The following is a 16,407-nucleotide window of genomic DNA, read 5'->3' as shown; positions in this document are numbered from 1 at the left end:
GGTTAAGAAAAAGCTGAACGAATATTAGGAAAGGTATCATGGCAGCTAAAGACGTAATTTTTGGAAATGATTCTCGCAGCAAAATGCTAGCGGGTGTAAACGTACTAGCAGACGCAGTTAAAGTTACATTAGGTCCTAAAGGCCGTAATGTAGTGCTAGACAAATCTTTTGGCGCACCAACCATCACTAAAGATGGTGTATCGGTAGCTAAAGAGATCGAACTAGAAGACAAGTTCGAGAACATGGGCGCACAAATGGTGAAAGAAGTTGCTTCTCAAGCCAACGATGCAGCCGGTGACGGTACTACTACCGCAACAGTATTGGCTCAAGCCATTGTAAACGAAGGCCTAAAAGCGGTTGCTGCTGGCATGAACCCAATGGACCTTAAGCGCGGTATCGACAAAGCAGTTATTGCAGCAGTAGAAGAACTAAAAGGTTTATCTGCTCCATGTGCTGATACTAAAGCGATTGCCCAAGTAGGTACTATTTCTGCTAACTCTGATACCACTGTTGGTAACATCATTGCAGAAGCAATGGAAAAAGTGGGCAAAGAAGGCGTAATTACCGTTGAAGAAGGCCAAGCACTAACTGATGAGTTAGATGTTGTTGAAGGTATGCAGTTTGACCGCGGTTACCTATCTCCTTACTTCATCACCAACCAAGAAAACGGCACTGTTGAACTAGACAACCCGTTCATTCTATTGGCTGATAAAAAAATCTCTAACATTCGCGAATTGCTTCCTCTATTAGAAGCTCTAGCTAAAGCGGGTAAGCCATTGCTTATCATTGCTGAAGACCTAGAAGGCGAAGCGCTAGCAACGTTAGTAGTAAACAACATGCGCGGTATTGTTAAAGTATCTGCTGTTAAAGCGCCTGGTTTTGGTGACCGTCGTAAAGCTATGCTTCAAGACATCGCTATTCTAACCAACGGTACTGTTATCTCTGAAGAAGTTGGCCTGGAGCTAGAAAAAGCCACTTTAGAAGACCTAGGTAGCGCTAAGCGTGTAGTTATCTCTAAAGACAACACCACTATCATTGATGGCGTAGGTGAAGAAGTTGCGATTCAAGGTCGTGTTTCTCAAATTCGTCAACAAATCGAAGAAACCTCTTCAGACTACGACAAAGAAAAACTTCAAGAGCGTGTAGCTAAACTAGCTGGCGGTGTTGCAGTAATTAAAGTTGGCGCAGCCACTGAAGTAGAAATGAAAGAGAAGAAAGACCGCGTAGAAGATGCACTTCACGCTACTCGCGCAGCGGTAGAAGAAGGTGTGGTAGCAGGCGGTGGTGTAGCACTAGTACGCGCTGCGGCACTAGTTGCTGGCCTAGAAGGTGACAACGAAGACCAAAACGTAGGTATTCGTTTAGCACTTCGCGCTATGGAATCTCCACTTCGCCAAATCGTAACTAACGCAGGTGACGAAGCCTCTGTAGTAGCGAATAAAGTGAAAGAAGGCGAAGCGAGCTTTGGTTACAACGCTGGTACTAGCGTATACGGTGACATGCTAGAGATGGGTATTCTTGACCCAACTAAAGTAACCCGTTCTGCACTACAGTTTGCCGGTTCTGTTGCTGGTTTGATGATCACTACCGAATGTATGATCACCGACAAACCAGAAGACAAAGCTGCTGGTGGCGCTCCAGATATGGGCGGCATGGGTGGCATGGGCGGTATGGGTGGCATGGGCGGTATGATGTAATCATCGCTCCAGCTATTCATAGAAACTCATAAAGTTTCTTAGGGCCCGTAAAGCATTGCTTTACGGGCTTTTTTATTCACTCTAATGGAAGTTTCGATGGTAGCTACAATTGATACTAATACGTGAATCGGCGTATTAATTGCGAGCTCTAGCCACTCGCCCATTCGCTGTAAGCCTATAACCTTTTGTACAAGCGGGAACAAATACTGAGTTACCTTTGGTTAGTTTTAGGGTTTCACCACTGCCGTGATATAGCATTGCTCCTCCATCGATCGCTAAAAGAATTTCGGCACTAGTATTCTCGATGTGCTGGTAAGTGGGGGTATTAATTATACTGAATTTGAAGTCGTCAACGGGAGCGGGGTAGCACTCTTCATGCTCAAGTAATCTAGGTTCTAGTACTATGTTTATCAATGGCTTTGGCTCGAATACTACGCATTTTGTTAGTTCTTTTGTGTCGATATGCTTTTTCGTAAGGCCTGCGCGTAACACGTTGTCAGAGTTAGCCATGATTTCCAAACCAGTGCCTCTAATATAAGCGTGTGGTGTTCCTGCATCTAGATACATAGCTTGATTTGGCTTAAGGGTAACGATATTAAGTAAAAATGGGAAAAATAGACCAACGTCTCCCGGATAATACTTAGATAAGCGTGTGACCATGGCTGTGGCGCAGCTATTACTGATGTTGGGCAGTCGTTCCAGTAGTTCGTTGAGCGCGTTGTTTAAAGTATCCTTTGGAAGGTTAAGAAGGCTAACAAAAAACTCTTCTAGTCCACTGGATGTTTGAGTGTTGGAGAAGTTATTGACTAGCCCAGCAATACTGCTCAAGGCTAATTGTTTGAAGTCATTGAGAATTTCAGAATACTCTCGGAAGCCATTCATTGCCTCATAGTTAGTAAGTGCATATACAAGTTCAGGTTTATGGTTGGGATCTTTATAGTTTCTGGTTTTATCTGTTAGTGCAATGTGTTGCGCATTCTCACACGCAAAGCCAGTTTCAGCTTGCTGCTTATTGGGGTGTACTTGAATTGACAGTGGCGTTTCAGCGGCAAGAATTTTCAGCAGGAATGGCAATTCACCAAACTGCTCAGCAGTTTGAGGGTTGAGTGCAGCGGCCTTGTCGGAATCAATTAGGGCTTTAAGCGTCAATGACTCGCCTTGTTGATGAGTCTTTGAGCAACCATTCGGATGGGTACCCATCCACAGTTCTGCTTGTGGCAACAGCTCCGGATTTATAAAGTCGAACTGTTCTGCAATAGCTATTTTGCTTCCCCAAGGGTAGTTTTGAATAGTGTTTTCTAAGAGATAAAAGTATTGAGTTGACTTGGCCATAGTTAATCCATTGATATTAGTGCTGTATGTCGCCTTATGAAAAAAAAGCAGCAGCTAGCTATGAGAGCTGCCTAATCAGCTCTCATCAGGTTTAAATGATTGTTGTTATATACGGCGGGTTGTTTTAGTGTCGAACAGCGAAATGTTCTTTAGTAGGAGTTCTAACTCCAACTCATCGCCATTTTGAATACTTATGTCGGCATCCAGTTTTCCTCGAACCTTTTGATCACCAACGCTTAACTCTGCAATGGTTTCTGAACCAGTCATTTCAAAGGCGTTAACGTTTAGTTGTAATTTGAAATGACTGTTTTTGTTGGGTTGAGAAATATGTTCGGGACGAATGCCTAACTGAACTAATTGGCCCTCCGTTGGGGGGGTTACAAAGGCGTAATTATCAACAGGTATTAATATGTCCTCAGCTATAAAGCACCATTCATTTTCTATTTTAGATAAACTACCTTCTATTAAGTTGATTTGAGGTGCGCCAACAAACTTAGCCACAAAGGTGTTTACAGGTTTGTTGTAGATTTCTTGAGGGCTTCCAATTTGCTGAATTTCGCCACCATTTAGCACTACTACCTTAGTAGCAAGTGTCATAGCTTCAATTTGATCATGGGTTACATAGACGATTGTGGCGTTTAATTTATCGTGAAGCTTTTTCAGCTCCAAACGCATTTCTCCGCGTAATTTCGCGTCTAAGTTACTGAGGGGTTCATCAAACAAAAATACTTTAGGGTTGCGTACTAGAGCGCGACCAATCGCTACTCGTTGACGCTGTCCTCCAGATAGTTGAGCTGGAGTTCGTTGCAGTAAATGATCAATTTGCAACATGGTCGCTATTTCTTCAACACGTTTAGTTATTTGGCTTTTGGGCTTTTTATTGATCATCATTCCAAAGCCAATGTTCTGCTCAACGGTCATATGTGGGAATAATGCATAAGACTGAAACACCATAGATATATCACGGTTTTTCGGGTCCGCTAGAGTAACGTCCTTCTCGCCAATATGAATGCTACCAGAGGTAATATCTTCAAGCCCTGCTATTAATCTAAGTAGCGTAGATTTACCGCAGCCAGAAGGGCCAAGTAATACCGTGAATCCTCCCGCATCCATTGCTAAGTCAATAGTGTCGAGTATGGTTTCTTTCCCATAAGCCTTGCTCAGGGATTTGACTTCAACAGCATGCATTATTGTATTCCTCGTAGGCGTTAATTCGTGAATAGATCTCAAGACAAGCACGGCCATTATGGTAAGGACATTTCCATGGCTCGACTTTAGGGTCGTTTAAATATGGGCTACCATGGCGGTTGGTTCGCCAGTACCACTCACCGTTTTGGTCATCTACCAAATTGTTGGCAATAACCGACCAGCACGTGTGAGTAGCTTCCCAGAAGGCGGGTAAAAATTCCTTTTGAAAGGCATTGTAAAAACCAACCATGGCTTCTGCTTGCACCCACCAAATGCGATCACTGTCGAGCATGCGGCCTTCTCGTAACTCATTGAAAATAGAACCATCAGAGTCGCGTCCTTCCTTTAATGTGACTTTGGCCATACGCGAGGTAAGGGCTTTAATCTCCTGTGCGAAGGTTCGGTTACTAAGTTGATTAGCTGCATCATCCATTAGCCAAGTACCTTCAATATCATGGCCGTAGGAAACATCTTTAGAGATGCATTTCCAGTCACTAGTAAAGAACAGGCCAAAGTGTAAAGAGCGGTTAATAATTTTGTCTTTAAACAGTCTCAGTAGCTCTTCGATACGCTGTTGAACTAAGGCATTAGGCCAGCATCGGTGCAGGTTGGCGTAGGCTTCCATAATGTGTAAATGAGTATTCATCGATTTGTCAGCCAACACGTCTTCTTCGGTATCGCAAACCAGGTGATTATCGATGCTTTTCCAATCTTGACTAAAGGCTTCACTATAACCTCCAAAATCATTGTCGTAGGCGTAGTTCTCGATTTGTTCAAATAGCTCAATGGCTATTTTAAGTGCTTTTTCGTTACCACTAGCTTGGTAGTATTCGCTTAATGCATAAATGGCAAAGCTTTGATTGTAAACGTGTTTTTGCTTATCACAGGGCTGTCCTTGGGCATCTAGCATCCAATACATGCCACCATGTTCGCGGTCTAGCGCATGCTCGATAATAAAGTTATAGGTATGCTCGGCGGCGGCAAGGTATTTGTCATTAGGCAATACTCGATAAGCAGCAGCAAAGCTCCACAGAATACGTGAGTGCAGCAGCACCGACTTTTTATGTTCACTGTCAATACAGCCGTCGAAGTCAGCAAAGCAGTAAAAGCCACCGTGCTTTACATCCATCATCTTGAGCCAGTACTCGAGAATGTTCTGTTCTAGCTCTTGAGCAACTGCTTGTTTGAGTTTAAGAGGGGTTAGCATTATAAGATCCTTAAACTACCCGTTGGTTTGGTTATAAATAAGCTTGCTAAGTAGCAGAGCAGGAGTGGCCAAAAAAATTAGCCCTGTTATAGGGGACATTAAATAGATTAATAGGCAGCCCAGTAGGCTAAAAGGAAAGCACAGGCTAAGACCTGGAGTTTTTACCAACATTGCCACAGCTGCATTTGTCTTCCCTTGGCTGACTGTTTCATCTGTACCTGCGAGTAACACCAAATTACTATAAATACAAAGCGTGAGCCCAGTTAAGGGGTATAGTGAAAACGCTATTAGGTTTAGTGCATTGTGAGGACTAGCTAGCAATAGTTGCGCATACCAAAGCAAAGCAAAGCTTAAAGCTAGTAAGGCAAACCCTTGTTTGTTGTAGCCTAGGTTGGCCTTCCATAGACGATAAAAATGACCAAATTTAAGTTGATGACCGCCATCTTGGTAGTGTCCAATTGCTTTATAGCTGGCTATCAGCGCAGGTGTCAGGCCAAAAAGCACCCCTCCAATCAAGCTGAACATCAGCATTAATAGGTTGATCCAAGCTAGACGTGTTATCCAATAGCAGAGTTGGATAAGTGGACTACTGTGGTTGCTAGATAAAGTCAGGTTCATTTATTTAGCCCTTTACTGCGCCGTTGGTAACACCGGCATACACATGCTTTTGGAGTAGCAAGAAGACGATGATAGAGGGAATCAAAATGATAATGATGCCTGCCGAAATCACTGTCCATTCGGTACCGAATACCGAGGTGAATTTATACAGGGCTGTAGATACCGTCACTTGTTCGCGTTCAGGCAAATACAGTAATGGAAAATAGAAGTCGTTATAGATATAGATGGTTCTTAGAATCACTACCGTGGCTATTGCTGGCTTCAGTAAAGGCAAAATAATCCGGTAGTAGATTGTGAAGTAAGAGGCGCCCTCAATCTTAGCGGCTTCATCCAGCTCTAAGGGAATGCCCTTCATAAACTGTAGGAACAGATAAATAATCACCACATCTGCGCCAACATAGAGCAAGATGACCGAGCCCTTATGGTTGATTAGATCTAGCGACTTGATGATCTCAAAAGTCGCAACTTGTGTGGTTACTGCTGGAATAACCATGGCTACCACATAGGCCAGCAAAACTAAGCTGCGGCCCTTAAAGTTAAACCGTGACAATACATAAGCTACTTGGGTGCCAAACAACACGGTAAAAAACAATGACACGAATAAAATTATACCTGTATTGGCAAAGGCTAAGCCTAAGTTCCCTTCGGCAATCACTTGCACAAAGTTGTCGAAGTACAAAAAGGACTCTGGTAGCGCCACTTTGCTCGTGGCGTAGTACTCCTTGGCATTTTTAAACGAGGCCATAAGTACCGCATAGGGAGGAACTAACACAGCTAACGAGGCTAGGATTAGTGTTAGGTATTTGATGCATGTCCAAAATACCCAAGAAGGCTGCTTAAGTTTATTTAATACTCGAGCGTGTTCTAATTGCTTACTGTTCATTGTCTGTTCGGGCTCTTTTATCGACGCAATTGTTTGGTTTGCTTGCATGTTATTTACTCCCGCCAAATAGAATTTTCTGCAGAATCATAAAGAACACAACTATCACCAGTAACACCACAGCCATTGCCGAAGCTAGACCAAAGTCATTGAAAGTAAATGCGGTTTCTAGCGTAGCCATCACAAAGGTTTTGGTGCCATTAGCGCCTTTGGTGATGATCATCGGAATTTCAAATACTGAAAGTGAACCAACAAAAGCCAAAAGGATCTGCAAGCCCATAATTAGCTTGATAGAGGGCAGGGTGATAAAGCGAAACTGCTGCCATTCACTGGCTCCTTCTATGCGTGCTGCTTCATACTGGTCTTGGGGTATTGACTGTAAAACCCCAAAAAACAAAATTAAGTTAAATCCTAAATAGCGCCATACCGAAGCAGCTACCAGAGACCAGTTAACAATGTCTGCATCCATCAACCAAGGGCGAATTAACTCGTGTAGGCCGATACTTGCGAGGAAGCTATCCAGTGCACCATCTACTTGATAGAAGATTTGGAACACCATCGACGCGGCAACAGCATTCAGCACAAAAGGAATGAACAATAGAGTCTTAAATAGGTTGCGCCCAGCTAGTTTAGTATTGACCAGCACCGCAAACCACAGCGACAAGACTATCTGAATCACCGAACCCACAAAGTAATAAAGCGAGTTAAGCAAAGGACTTAGTAGCTCGGTATCTTCGAGCAAGTATTGGTAGTTTTCTAGACCAATAAAGTCTTTGCTTGTGGCGTAACCATCCCAATCAGTTGTGCTGATATAGAACAGCTGACTGGCGGGATAGTAAGAAAAGGTAAATAACAGCAACAGTGGCACAGCCAAAAAAAGCACCGTGATGAGTCTCTGTTGTTGCTTCAAAGACAAACTGAACATTTAAGCTCCCATGCAAACATCGGTGAGTTCCATACTGGCAAATACCCGGTGTTAAACCACTACAAATATCGTTGATTTTCAATAATGGTAACGTCACGATTTTTTTGCTGCAAACGGAATTTTGTTGTTTGGGTGAAATGTGTGAGGAAGCTCACGTCACTTTAGAGAGTACTACTTAACTGACTTGCTTTGAGATAATGGCCCGTATTTACTGGGCTTGTTCAGTATGTGGAGGCAATAACAAAATGAATGATAGCACTGACTTTTGCTTGATATGGCTCACATAATTTCTATTAAAGGCTATTTGTCATTGATGGTAAGTTATCGAAACGTTATCATTTTTGCTGTTGGACATATCGCAGAACCAGTAAGGAAACAAATTATGAAATTGGCAATTGCGAAAGCAGTGTTGGTTAACGTTGTATTTAGCTTTCCCTTCGTTGTTACTAGCGCAGCAGCAACAGCGGGCTTTGAGCTAGAAGTAGAGCAGGTAAAAGGAGAGATCACCTTCTTCACTAATCGTACCGATTTAATTGAGTCGGGTGTATATCAGCAATATACCGAAGGCTTCAAACGTAAGTACCCGCAAGTGACCGAGGTAAAGGTGGTGGCCTTTGCTGATTATCAGGGGAGCTTACGCCCGCGAATGAATACTAATGACTACGGTGATTTGGTGTTGGTGCTGCCGTCTGTACCCAAAGAGCAGTATTCAAAGTTTTATGAACCCTTAAATATGTATCAAGCCGACGAGGTGCGCTTCTACGACGTGTGGCGCCACCAAGACAAGGTTTACGGCTTATCTATGGGCAATCAAATTGAAGGCCTCGTCTATAACAAGCAAGTACTCGCTGAAGCACAAGTAGAAGTGCCAATTCGAACGATTAGCGAGCTGTATGAAGCAGCTGAGAAAATTGCCAAGTTAGGCAAAGTCCCTTTCTATTTGAACTTTGGCGCCCAGTGGCCCTTGCAGTACTGGGATAAGTACCCTGTCACGGTAGCAGGGGATCGTGGCGTGTATGAAAACATGCTGGTTCGTGATGACGCATTTTCTGGTGAGACCGCCTATCATCAGTCATTTAGTGTGCTTAGGCATTTGGTGGAAAACAAATGGACTGAGGCTGACCTAATGACCAATTCTTGGGAGGAATCCAAATCCACGCTAGCTAACGGCGATGCTGGCATGTTCTATCTTGGTAGTTGGTTTATTCCTCAAGTGATCGATCGCGGAATTGACAGTGAGCACATAGGTATTATGCCTATGCCTGTTAATGAAGCTGGCGATCTGCGCGTTCAGCTAAATAGTGATTGGGGCTACGCCATTAGCAAGTTCTCAAAGAATAAAGAAACCACAAAGGCCTTTTTGATGTACTTGTTAGAGGAAACCAACTTTGAGGAAATCTCGGGTTTTATTCCTACTATCAAGTCTAAGAAAGTGTCTTTGGCTCAAATTGAAGAATTAATGAGTTACTCGCCAGAGGTGATTGAAGCACCGATTTATTCTAGTGATTTTATCGCAGTGACCAACCGTGCCAAGATTGATTTCTACTCGGGTGGCTATATCCAAGATTTGGTGACTTCTTCTAACCTTGAAGCGTCGTTGAAGAAGCTGGATAAGCGTTGGAACCGTGCTAAAAAACGGGTACTGAAATAGTACTTGATAAGATTGGACCCACTACAATGCAGTGGGTTTGCCAAGCACTGATATAAATACTCATTTTTTTAAATGAAAAATCGTAACGTTACCAGGAATTTCTATGAAGTTTACTACTCGCGCCTTTAAGTCATACGACATCCGTGGCCGTTTACCCGATGAGCTAAACGAACAGTTGGCCTACCGTATCGGCCGAGCCTTTGCCGTTCACCTGAAAGCTAAAACAGTAGCCCTTGGTTATGACATTCGTCTCAGTAGCCCTGCATTATCAAAGGCGATAATTAAAGGGCTACGTGACGAGGGTGCCACGGTTATTGATTTGGGTTTAGTGGGCACCGAAGAAGTTTATTTTGCCACCGACCACCTGCAGCTCGACGGCGGGATCATGGTTACTGCCAGCCATAACCCCAAGGACTACAACGGCATGAAGCTGGTTCGTGAGCGCGCTAAACCTATTAGTGGTGATAGCGGCTTGCGCGACATAGAGGCCTTGGTGGCCGATCCCAATTTTGCTAGTTGCCATGCAACTAACTCTGTTGGGGGCTACGAACAGCTGGACATTGGCCCGAGCTATAGCGCTCATATTCTTAGTTTTGTTGACCAGAGAAAACTTAAGCCACTTAAAATTGTGGTTAATGCGGGAAACGGTGCAGCGGGGCATATGCTGGACCAACTGGAAGCGCACCTGCCTTTTGAGTTCATCAAGCTCAACCATCAGCCCGATGGCAATTTTCCAAACGGTATTCCTAACCCTTTGCTCAAACAAAACCGTGCACAAACCGCCGAAGCGGTAATTACCCATGGTGCTGACTTTGGAGTGGCTTGGGATGGTGATGTAGATCGTTGTTTCTTATTTGATGAGCAGGGCCAGTTTATTGAGGGCTACTACTTGGTAGGCTTGCTTGCTCAAGCCTTCTTAATTAAACACCCTGGGCAGAAGGTTATTCATGATCCTCGACTAACCTGGAATACCATCGATTTAGTAGAAGCACTGGGCGGTCAAGCTATCGAAAGTAAAACTGGCCATGCTTTTATCAAAGAAAAAATGCGCGAGCAGGATGCCATTTATGGTGGAGAAATGAGTGCGCATCACTACTTCAGAGATTTCGCTTACTGTGATAGTGGCATGTTGCCTTGGTTGCTCGTCGCCGAATTGGTGAGCTGCAGTACAGCATTGTCTACCTTGGTAAGCGAGCGTCAAACCTGCTACCCAGTGTCGGGTGAAATCAATCTGAATGTAAATGATGGCCAACAACGGGTAGAACAAGTGCTTGCCCACTATGCCGAGCAAGCTACAGCTGTGAGTCGCCTAGATGGCGTGAGTGTGGCCTTTGAGCAATGGCGCTTCAATCTTCGCTGCTCTAATACCGAACCTTTACTACGGCTAAATATTGAGACCAAGCAAGATCCCAAATTGCTGGAGCAAAAGACCAATGAGCTACTAGCGCTACTTGCTTAGCCGCCATCACCTATCTCATCTAAACAATGAACAAATTAAGGACACTAAAAGTATGAGTCAGTTCCAACAACGATTGGCCATGTTACGAGCCGAAAGCCAGGAAACACATAAAATTGAAAATCAGCCAGTACTGCCCGGCAATGGCATTTTTAGTCGCTATAGTCATCCAGTATTAACAGCGGCGCATGCCCCTTTGGAGTGGCGTTATGATCTCAATCCACAAAGCAATCCTTATTTGATGGAGCGTCTAGGCATTAACGCCGTACTTAACCCCGGTGCAATTAGTTTAAACGGCAAGTTCTATCTTGTGGCTCGGGTAGAAGGGAATGATCGAAAGTCTTTCTTTGCCGTGGCAGAAAGCGACAATGGTATTGATGGTTTCCACTTTTGGGATAAGCCCTGCCAAATTCCAGAAACCAATGATCCTGACACAAATGTTTATGATATGCGCTTAACCAAGCACCAAGATGGCTGGATTTATGGTCTGTTCTGTACTGAACGAAAAGACCCTAAAGCTCCAGCTGGTGACGAGTCAGCAGCTATTGCGCAGTGTGGTATCGTTCGTACTAAAGATTTAAAAACTTGGCAGCGTCTTGCCGACCTAAAAACGCGCTCAGCACAACAGCGCAATGTAGTGCTGCACCCAGAATTTGTTGACGGAAAATATGCCTTATATACCCGCCCCCAAGATAGTTTTATTGAAGCTGGTAAAGGTGGAGGCATTGGGATGGCATTTGCCGACAGCATGGAAAACTGCCAAGTTGAGTTGGAGCATGTGATTGAACCAAAAACCTATCACACAATTAAAGAGTCCAAGAACGGCCAAGGCCCAGCTCCGCTTAAGACGAATGCCGGATGGCTGCATATTGCTCATGGCGTACGCAACACCGCAGCGGGTCTGCGTTATGTGCTCTACTGCTTTATGACTGACTTGAGCGATCCACTTAAAGTGACCCATCGTCCCAGTGGTCACTTTCTGGCTCCAGAAGGTGCTGAGCGGGTGGGGGATGTTTCAAACGTCGTCTTTAGCAATGGTATGGTGGCAACTGAAACAGGAGAGGTGTTTATTTATTACGCCTCTTCCGACACACGTTGTCACGTACTGAAAAGCTCAGTAGATCAACTGGTTGATTACGTTGTGAATACCCCGCAAGATCCACTTACATCTGCTGCTTGTGTGCAACAGCGAATTGCATTGATTGATGCCAATAAAGCATTTAATTAGTAAGCCTAGAAGTCGCAAATTATGTAGCCCAGTTATGCTTTCGTTAGAACTGATTGATGCAAGCATAACTTTCGTATTTATAAATAGTTAGGTAAGCCAATGGAAAGTAATCAAAGCAATTTTAAACACTTCATTCGCCGTCGCGGATCCGAGCTTATTGACGGAGAAGAGTGTTTTCGATTTGCTGGAATTCATACCCCAGAATTGCATATGATTGAAGATGATGTGCGCGGCCAAACTCCTGCTGGTGGTTTGTACTTCAAGCTACCCACGCAGGAAGAGCAAGAGAATTGGATTAAGGCACAAGTCTACACTGGTGCCAAGGCACAACGCTGTTACGTATTGTCGATTGAAAACGTCAATTCGCAGGATGCACCAGAAGATCGGCCACTTTGTCACGTTCTAGCGCCTTTACCGGGCAGTAACGAACCAAGGTTAAATGAGACCGCCATGCTTATCTATGATCGAATGATTGCGCTGGCTGACAAGCATCAATTGCGATTGATTTTACCTTTTATCGACCACTGGCATTGGTGGGGGGGGCGCAAGGAATTGGCCGCCTTTTTTGCTGAGCCAGAAGACGCGGTTTACGACATTAATAGCCAAGCTTTCCAGGCTTACAAGAGCTTAATCAAGCAAGTGATTAATCGGAAAAACACCATTACCGGTCGTTACTACCACCAAGAAAAAGCGATCATGGCGTGGGAAACCGGTAATGAGCTCGACGGTACTAACCCGGAGTTTCTTGAAGCTACGGCACGCTGGATCAAGCAACTTGCGCCGCAGCAGTTGATGATGGATGGCAGCTTTAAAACGCTCAACGAATACGCCATCGAAAGTGATTATGTTGACATCATCAGTAATCACCTCTATCAGTTTACCGATGACCCGCTGGTGACCACGCTTGCGGCCGATTTAAAACAAGTTGCCGGGCGCAAACCCTATTATGTAGGAGAGTTTGGCTTAGTGAGCTGCGAGGAAATGCTGGCAGTGATGAATGCTATCGCTGATCTTGAGGTTGATGGGCACCGTGCTGTTGGCGGCTTAGTCTGGGGTTCCCGAGGACATCGTCGAGACGGCGGCTATTATTGGCACCGAGAGCATACCGGTCATTATAGCTACCACATCCCTGGCTTTACCAAAGAGGGCGAGCAAAATAGCGAATCGGAAATTGTTGACTGTGTGCGCGCTGCTGCCGCGAGAATGGCTGGCTTAGAGTCCGTACCGGCACTACCAATCCCAGAGCCTCCGACTCTGTTGCCGAGCGACGACGTAGCAAAAATTGATTGGATGGGGGCGCCAGTAGGGCGTTACTATGATATCGAGCGAGCAGAGTCTACTAGTGGGCCTTGGCAGAGGGTTGGCGAAAACATTTCTGATGGTCATAATTGTTGGGATCCCCAAAGCATGTCTCTGTTCTCTGACCTCTCTGATTTGGTGGGTGGAACACGTTACTTCTACCGAGTGTTTGCCAAGAACGAAAGCGGTGTTTCCGCCGCCTCCAATATTATTTCAATCTACTTTCCTTAAACCTTCACCACACTTACTTCTGCTGGCATTGTTCATTACCTGATTCTGGTATCAAGTAATGAATAGTGCTTTATCGAAACGTTACGTTTTAATGGCGTTGCCCTTGAGCCATAGTCCTTGGGCTTGCGGCGTTCTTTTTGGCCTGCTTCCTCAGTTCTATTTGGTATTAGTCACGATTTTATCAATTTGAATTAGCGTTAAAGTCCTTTGTGTTAGGCTTTTGGAGGGCTTTTTTTGATTTCGATATTTCTGTGTTTTTCATCACGTTTTTGTAAGTTTTTTGTTCGTTCTGATCACATAAGCCATCTCTGTTGCTACTTTTTTATTAATCATAACGTTACCATTTTGTCATCTTAATCGGATTGTGGTCCGGTTTACCCGCAACATTGACAAGGTTTGCTGTTTTGTTTAAGCGAAGTTGATGGCTTCAAAAATGAATCAAAACGTTGTCATGCTACTTAGGAATGAGTGTTAGCAAATGAAACGTAACTTACTATCTCTAATTCTGGTTGCTGGACTGAGTGCGCCAGCCATTGCCGCTGAGCCTTCTAGCTTCCAGAACTTTATTTCTGCCTCTGGTCCAAACCTGATGGATGGCACCTCGGTGTTCCGTTTTGCGGGGATTCATATGCCGGAAATGCACATGATTGAGGATGACGCTCGAGGTGGTTGCCCGCACGGCGAAGGCGGCATGTACTACAAATTGCCCACTCATGAAGAGCAAGAAAACTGGGTTAAGTCTCAGGTGCGTTTCGGCGCCAAGGTACAACGTATTTATGTCCTCTCTGTTGCTCGTGACAACGATGAAGAGTGTGGCAACCGTCCGGTACATATTCTTCGTCCTGATACGCCAGATGCGATGCCTCAGCTTAATGAACAAGCCATGGTGGTTTACGATAACCTGATTGCCCTTGCTGACAAGCACGGCTTGCGCCTGATCCTTCCCTTTGTGGATGAGTGGAGCTGGTGGGGCGGTCGCCGGGAACTGGCTAAGTTCTATGATGAAGATGAGCACGCCATCTATGATTTAGATTCTAAAACCTATGCGGCCTATAAAGACATTATTCGTCAGCTGACTACCCGTAAAAACACTATAACTGGCCGTCATTATTATGACGAAAAGGCCATCATGATATGGGAAACCGGTAATGAACTTGAAGGTACCCACAAAGCTTTTTTGAACGAAACTTCTGCTTGGATCAAACAGCATGCGCCTAACCAATTGGTGATGGATGGCAACTTTAAGGCGATTCATGACTATGCCTTGGAAGATCCAAACGTAGATGTGATCAGCAATCACTTATACAAGTTTACTGGCGATCCTTTACCCGATGTGCTGAAACGGGATTTAGCTGCCGTGGGTGGCAAAAAGCCTTACTTTGTTGGCGAGTTTGGTCTTACTCCTGTACATGAGATTACCGGCTTAATGGAGGCTATTGTCGACACCGAAATTGACGGCCAAAATACCGCTGGTGCCTTTGTTTGGGCCTCTCGTGGGCATCGTCACGAAGGCGGTTTTTACTGGCACAAAGAGCACACTGGTGTATATAGCTATCATATTCCAGGTTTTCCTGTAGAAGGTGCAGCGAACAAAGAAATGGAAGTCATTGACTCGGTACGCCAAGCTGTGGCTAGCATGAACGGTCAAGATGCAGTGCCGCCACTTCCAGTGCCCGAAGCTCCGACCTTACGAGAGATCGAGAACCCCTTTAAAATTAACTGGATGGGTTCACCGGTGGGGCGTTACTACGATATACAGCGCGCCACCTCTGAAGATGGACCTTGGCAGCTAGTAGGCGAGAATATTTCTGATGGTCATAACTTGTGGGATCCTAGAACAATGGACCTATTCGCCGATACCTATAACACTTTGATTCCTGGTATGACCTATTACTACAGGGTTATCGCTAAGAACGAGTCGGGTGTTTCTGAGCCTTCAAATATTCAAGCAGTGACTTTTTCACAGCGTAACAAAGAGCCCTACATCACTTTCCCAAGTGAGCAACTCAAGACGCGCCAATATCGTGCTACAGTGTTGCGCTCAGCAGTAACGGATGACGGCATTCCCGGCCTTGGAGTAAGCACTGAATGGAAGCAAATTGGTGGTCCTGAGAACGGTGCGAAAATCTGTCATCCTAAGTCGCTTAATACCAGAGTGGGCTTTATCAAGCCTGGTGAGTACTGGTTTGAACTAAGTGCTTCCGATACCGCCGATGTCGCTAAAAAGGCGCTCAAGGTAGAGGTACGGAAATCAGTCAACTCTCCAGTCAGTAATTTCTGCGATTTTGCGACGCCTGTATACGATGTGAGCCAGGCAAAAGTGAATATTGTTACCCCATCAGAGCATGTGTCTTTTACCGACGAAGCCGGTTTTCATGGTCCCTTTGCCGAGCAGGGAGATAGCCTGACGTGGCGTGTGGATGCGCCATGGAATGGCGAGTTTACGGTGAATGTACATTTCAGCGGTAAATGGGGCGCTAAAGTCAACTCCTTGGTGGTCAACAACAAAGTGTACAAGGTGACCTTTCCTGAAACCGATGCTTCAGAGCACATCAAAAAGGTTGCAGTGAAACTGAAGAAAGGGCGCAACAAAATTAAGTTTGCCAAGTTGCCCAAAGACTACGGCTTCATGTTTGTAAAAGGTATTTCAGTAACTAGTGAACTCTAGTTAGACCTCTGCTTCCCTCTTTTTAGC

At 44.8% G+C, this 16,407-nt stretch carries 12 protein-coding genes; 6 read left to right on the top strand and 6 right to left on the bottom strand.

Features of this window, described 5'->3' with window-relative positions:
• Nucleotides 1–38: 38 nt before the first annotated feature.
• Nucleotides 39–1,697 (top strand): chaperonin GroEL, encoded by a 1,659-nt coding sequence (gene groL, locus G6R11_RS18730; RefSeq protein ID WP_163134584.1) that lies wholly within the window; start codon nt 39–41, stop codon nt 1,695–1,697.
• Nucleotides 1,698–1,832: 135 nt separating this feature from the next.
• Here groL and manA read toward each other — a convergent pair whose 3' ends face one another.
• The 6 genes from manA to G6R11_RS18700 form a co-directional block, all read right to left on the bottom strand.
• Complete coding sequence (gene manA, locus G6R11_RS18725; protein WP_163134583.1) at nt 1,833–3,029, bottom strand: mannose-6-phosphate isomerase, class I; 1,197 nt, start codon at nt 3,027–3,029, stop codon at nt 1,833–1,835.
• A gap of 105 nt (nt 3,030–3,134) precedes the next feature.
• Entirely contained in the window at nt 3,135–4,217 is a 1,083-nt protein-coding gene (locus G6R11_RS18720) for an ABC transporter ATP-binding protein (RefSeq protein ID WP_163134582.1), read from the bottom strand.
• Nucleotides 4,204–5,424, bottom strand: a complete 1,221-nt coding sequence (locus G6R11_RS18715) for an AGE family epimerase/isomerase (RefSeq protein ID WP_163134581.1) — start codon at nt 5,422–5,424, stop codon at nt 4,204–4,206. Before G6R11_RS18715 ends, G6R11_RS18720 begins: the two co-directional genes overlap by 14 nt.
• A 15-nt stretch (nt 5,425–5,439) precedes the next feature.
• On the bottom strand, nt 5,440–6,042 hold the full coding sequence (locus G6R11_RS21995) for a DUF624 domain-containing protein (protein ID WP_370525675.1): 603 nt from the start codon (nt 6,040–6,042) through the stop codon (nt 5,440–5,442).
• Nucleotides 6,043–6,046: 4 nt separating this feature from the next.
• Entirely contained in the window at nt 6,047–6,973 is a 927-nt protein-coding gene (locus tag G6R11_RS18705) for a carbohydrate ABC transporter permease (RefSeq protein WP_163134579.1), read from the bottom strand.
• 1 nt (nt 6,974) lies between these two features.
• On the bottom strand, nt 6,975–7,847 hold the full coding sequence (locus G6R11_RS18700) for a carbohydrate ABC transporter permease (RefSeq protein WP_163134578.1): 873 nt from the start codon (nt 7,845–7,847) through the stop codon (nt 6,975–6,977).
• A gap of 382 nt (nt 7,848–8,229) precedes the next feature.
• Here G6R11_RS18700 and G6R11_RS18695 point away from each other — a divergent pair, with 382 nt between their 5' ends.
• The 5 genes from G6R11_RS18695 (at nt 8,230) to G6R11_RS18675 (ending at nt 16,380) form a co-directional block, all read left to right on the top strand.
• Nucleotides 8,230–9,498 (top strand): ABC transporter substrate-binding protein, encoded by a 1,269-nt coding sequence (locus G6R11_RS18695; protein ID WP_163134577.1) that lies wholly within the window; start codon nt 8,230–8,232, stop codon nt 9,496–9,498.
• A 103-nt stretch (nt 9,499–9,601) separates the two neighbouring features.
• Nucleotides 9,602–10,957, top strand: coding sequence for a phosphomannomutase (locus G6R11_RS18690; protein WP_163134576.1), 1,356 nt, complete (start codon nt 9,602–9,604; stop codon nt 10,955–10,957).
• A 52-nt stretch (nt 10,958–11,009) separates the two neighbouring features.
• Nucleotides 11,010–12,182 (top strand): glycosidase, encoded by a 1,173-nt coding sequence (locus tag G6R11_RS18685; RefSeq protein WP_163134575.1) that lies wholly within the window; start codon nt 11,010–11,012, stop codon nt 12,180–12,182.
• 99 nt (nt 12,183–12,281) lie between these two features.
• Nucleotides 12,282–13,712, top strand: coding sequence for a hypothetical protein (locus tag G6R11_RS18680; protein ID WP_163134574.1), 1,431 nt, complete (start codon nt 12,282–12,284; stop codon nt 13,710–13,712).
• A gap of 478 nt (nt 13,713–14,190) precedes the next feature.
• On the top strand, nt 14,191–16,380 hold the full coding sequence (locus G6R11_RS18675) for a CBM35 domain-containing protein (protein ID WP_163134573.1): 2,190 nt from the start codon (nt 14,191–14,193) through the stop codon (nt 16,378–16,380).
• Nucleotides 16,381–16,407 lie beyond the last annotated feature (27 nt).

This window comes from Agarivorans sp. Alg241-V36 (assembly GCF_900537085.1).
Taxonomy (GTDB): Bacteria; Pseudomonadota; Gammaproteobacteria; order Enterobacterales; family Celerinatantimonadaceae; genus Agarivorans.
The sequence above is the reverse complement of the archived record's forward strand: the minus strand, read 5'-3'. Positions and strand labels throughout refer to the sequence as shown.

Bases quoted from the DNA above. Each gene is read 5' to 3' on its own strand.
- groL (WP_163134584.1), top strand. From the start codon at position 39: ATGGCAGCTAAAGACGTAATTTTTGGAAATGATTCTCGCAGCAAAATG.
- manA (WP_163134583.1), bottom strand. From the start codon at position 3,029: ATGGCCAAGTCAACTCAATACTTTTATCTCTTAGAAAACACTATTCAA.
- G6R11_RS18720 (WP_163134582.1), bottom strand. From the start codon at position 4,217: ATGCATGCTGTTGAAGTCAAATCCCTGAGCAAGGCTTATGGGAAAGAA.
- G6R11_RS18715 (WP_163134581.1), bottom strand. From the start codon at position 5,424: ATGCTAACCCCTCTTAAACTCAAACAAGCAGTTGCTCAAGAGCTAGAA.
- G6R11_RS21995 (WP_370525675.1), bottom strand. From the start codon at position 6,042: ATGAACCTGACTTTATCTAGCAACCACAGTAGTCCACTTATCCAACTC.
- G6R11_RS18705 (WP_163134579.1), bottom strand. From the start codon at position 6,973: ATGCAAGCAAACCAAACAATTGCGTCGATAAAAGAGCCCGAACAGACA.
- G6R11_RS18700 (WP_163134578.1), bottom strand. From the start codon at position 7,847: ATGTTCAGTTTGTCTTTGAAGCAACAACAGAGACTCATCACGGTGCTT.
- G6R11_RS18695 (WP_163134577.1), top strand. From the start codon at position 8,230: ATGAAATTGGCAATTGCGAAAGCAGTGTTGGTTAACGTTGTATTTAGC.
- G6R11_RS18690 (WP_163134576.1), top strand. From the start codon at position 9,602: ATGAAGTTTACTACTCGCGCCTTTAAGTCATACGACATCCGTGGCCGT.
- G6R11_RS18685 (WP_163134575.1), top strand. From the start codon at position 11,010: ATGAGTCAGTTCCAACAACGATTGGCCATGTTACGAGCCGAAAGCCAG.
- G6R11_RS18680 (WP_163134574.1), top strand. From the start codon at position 12,282: ATGGAAAGTAATCAAAGCAATTTTAAACACTTCATTCGCCGTCGCGGA.
- G6R11_RS18675 (WP_163134573.1), top strand. From the start codon at position 14,191: ATGAAACGTAACTTACTATCTCTAATTCTGGTTGCTGGACTGAGTGCG.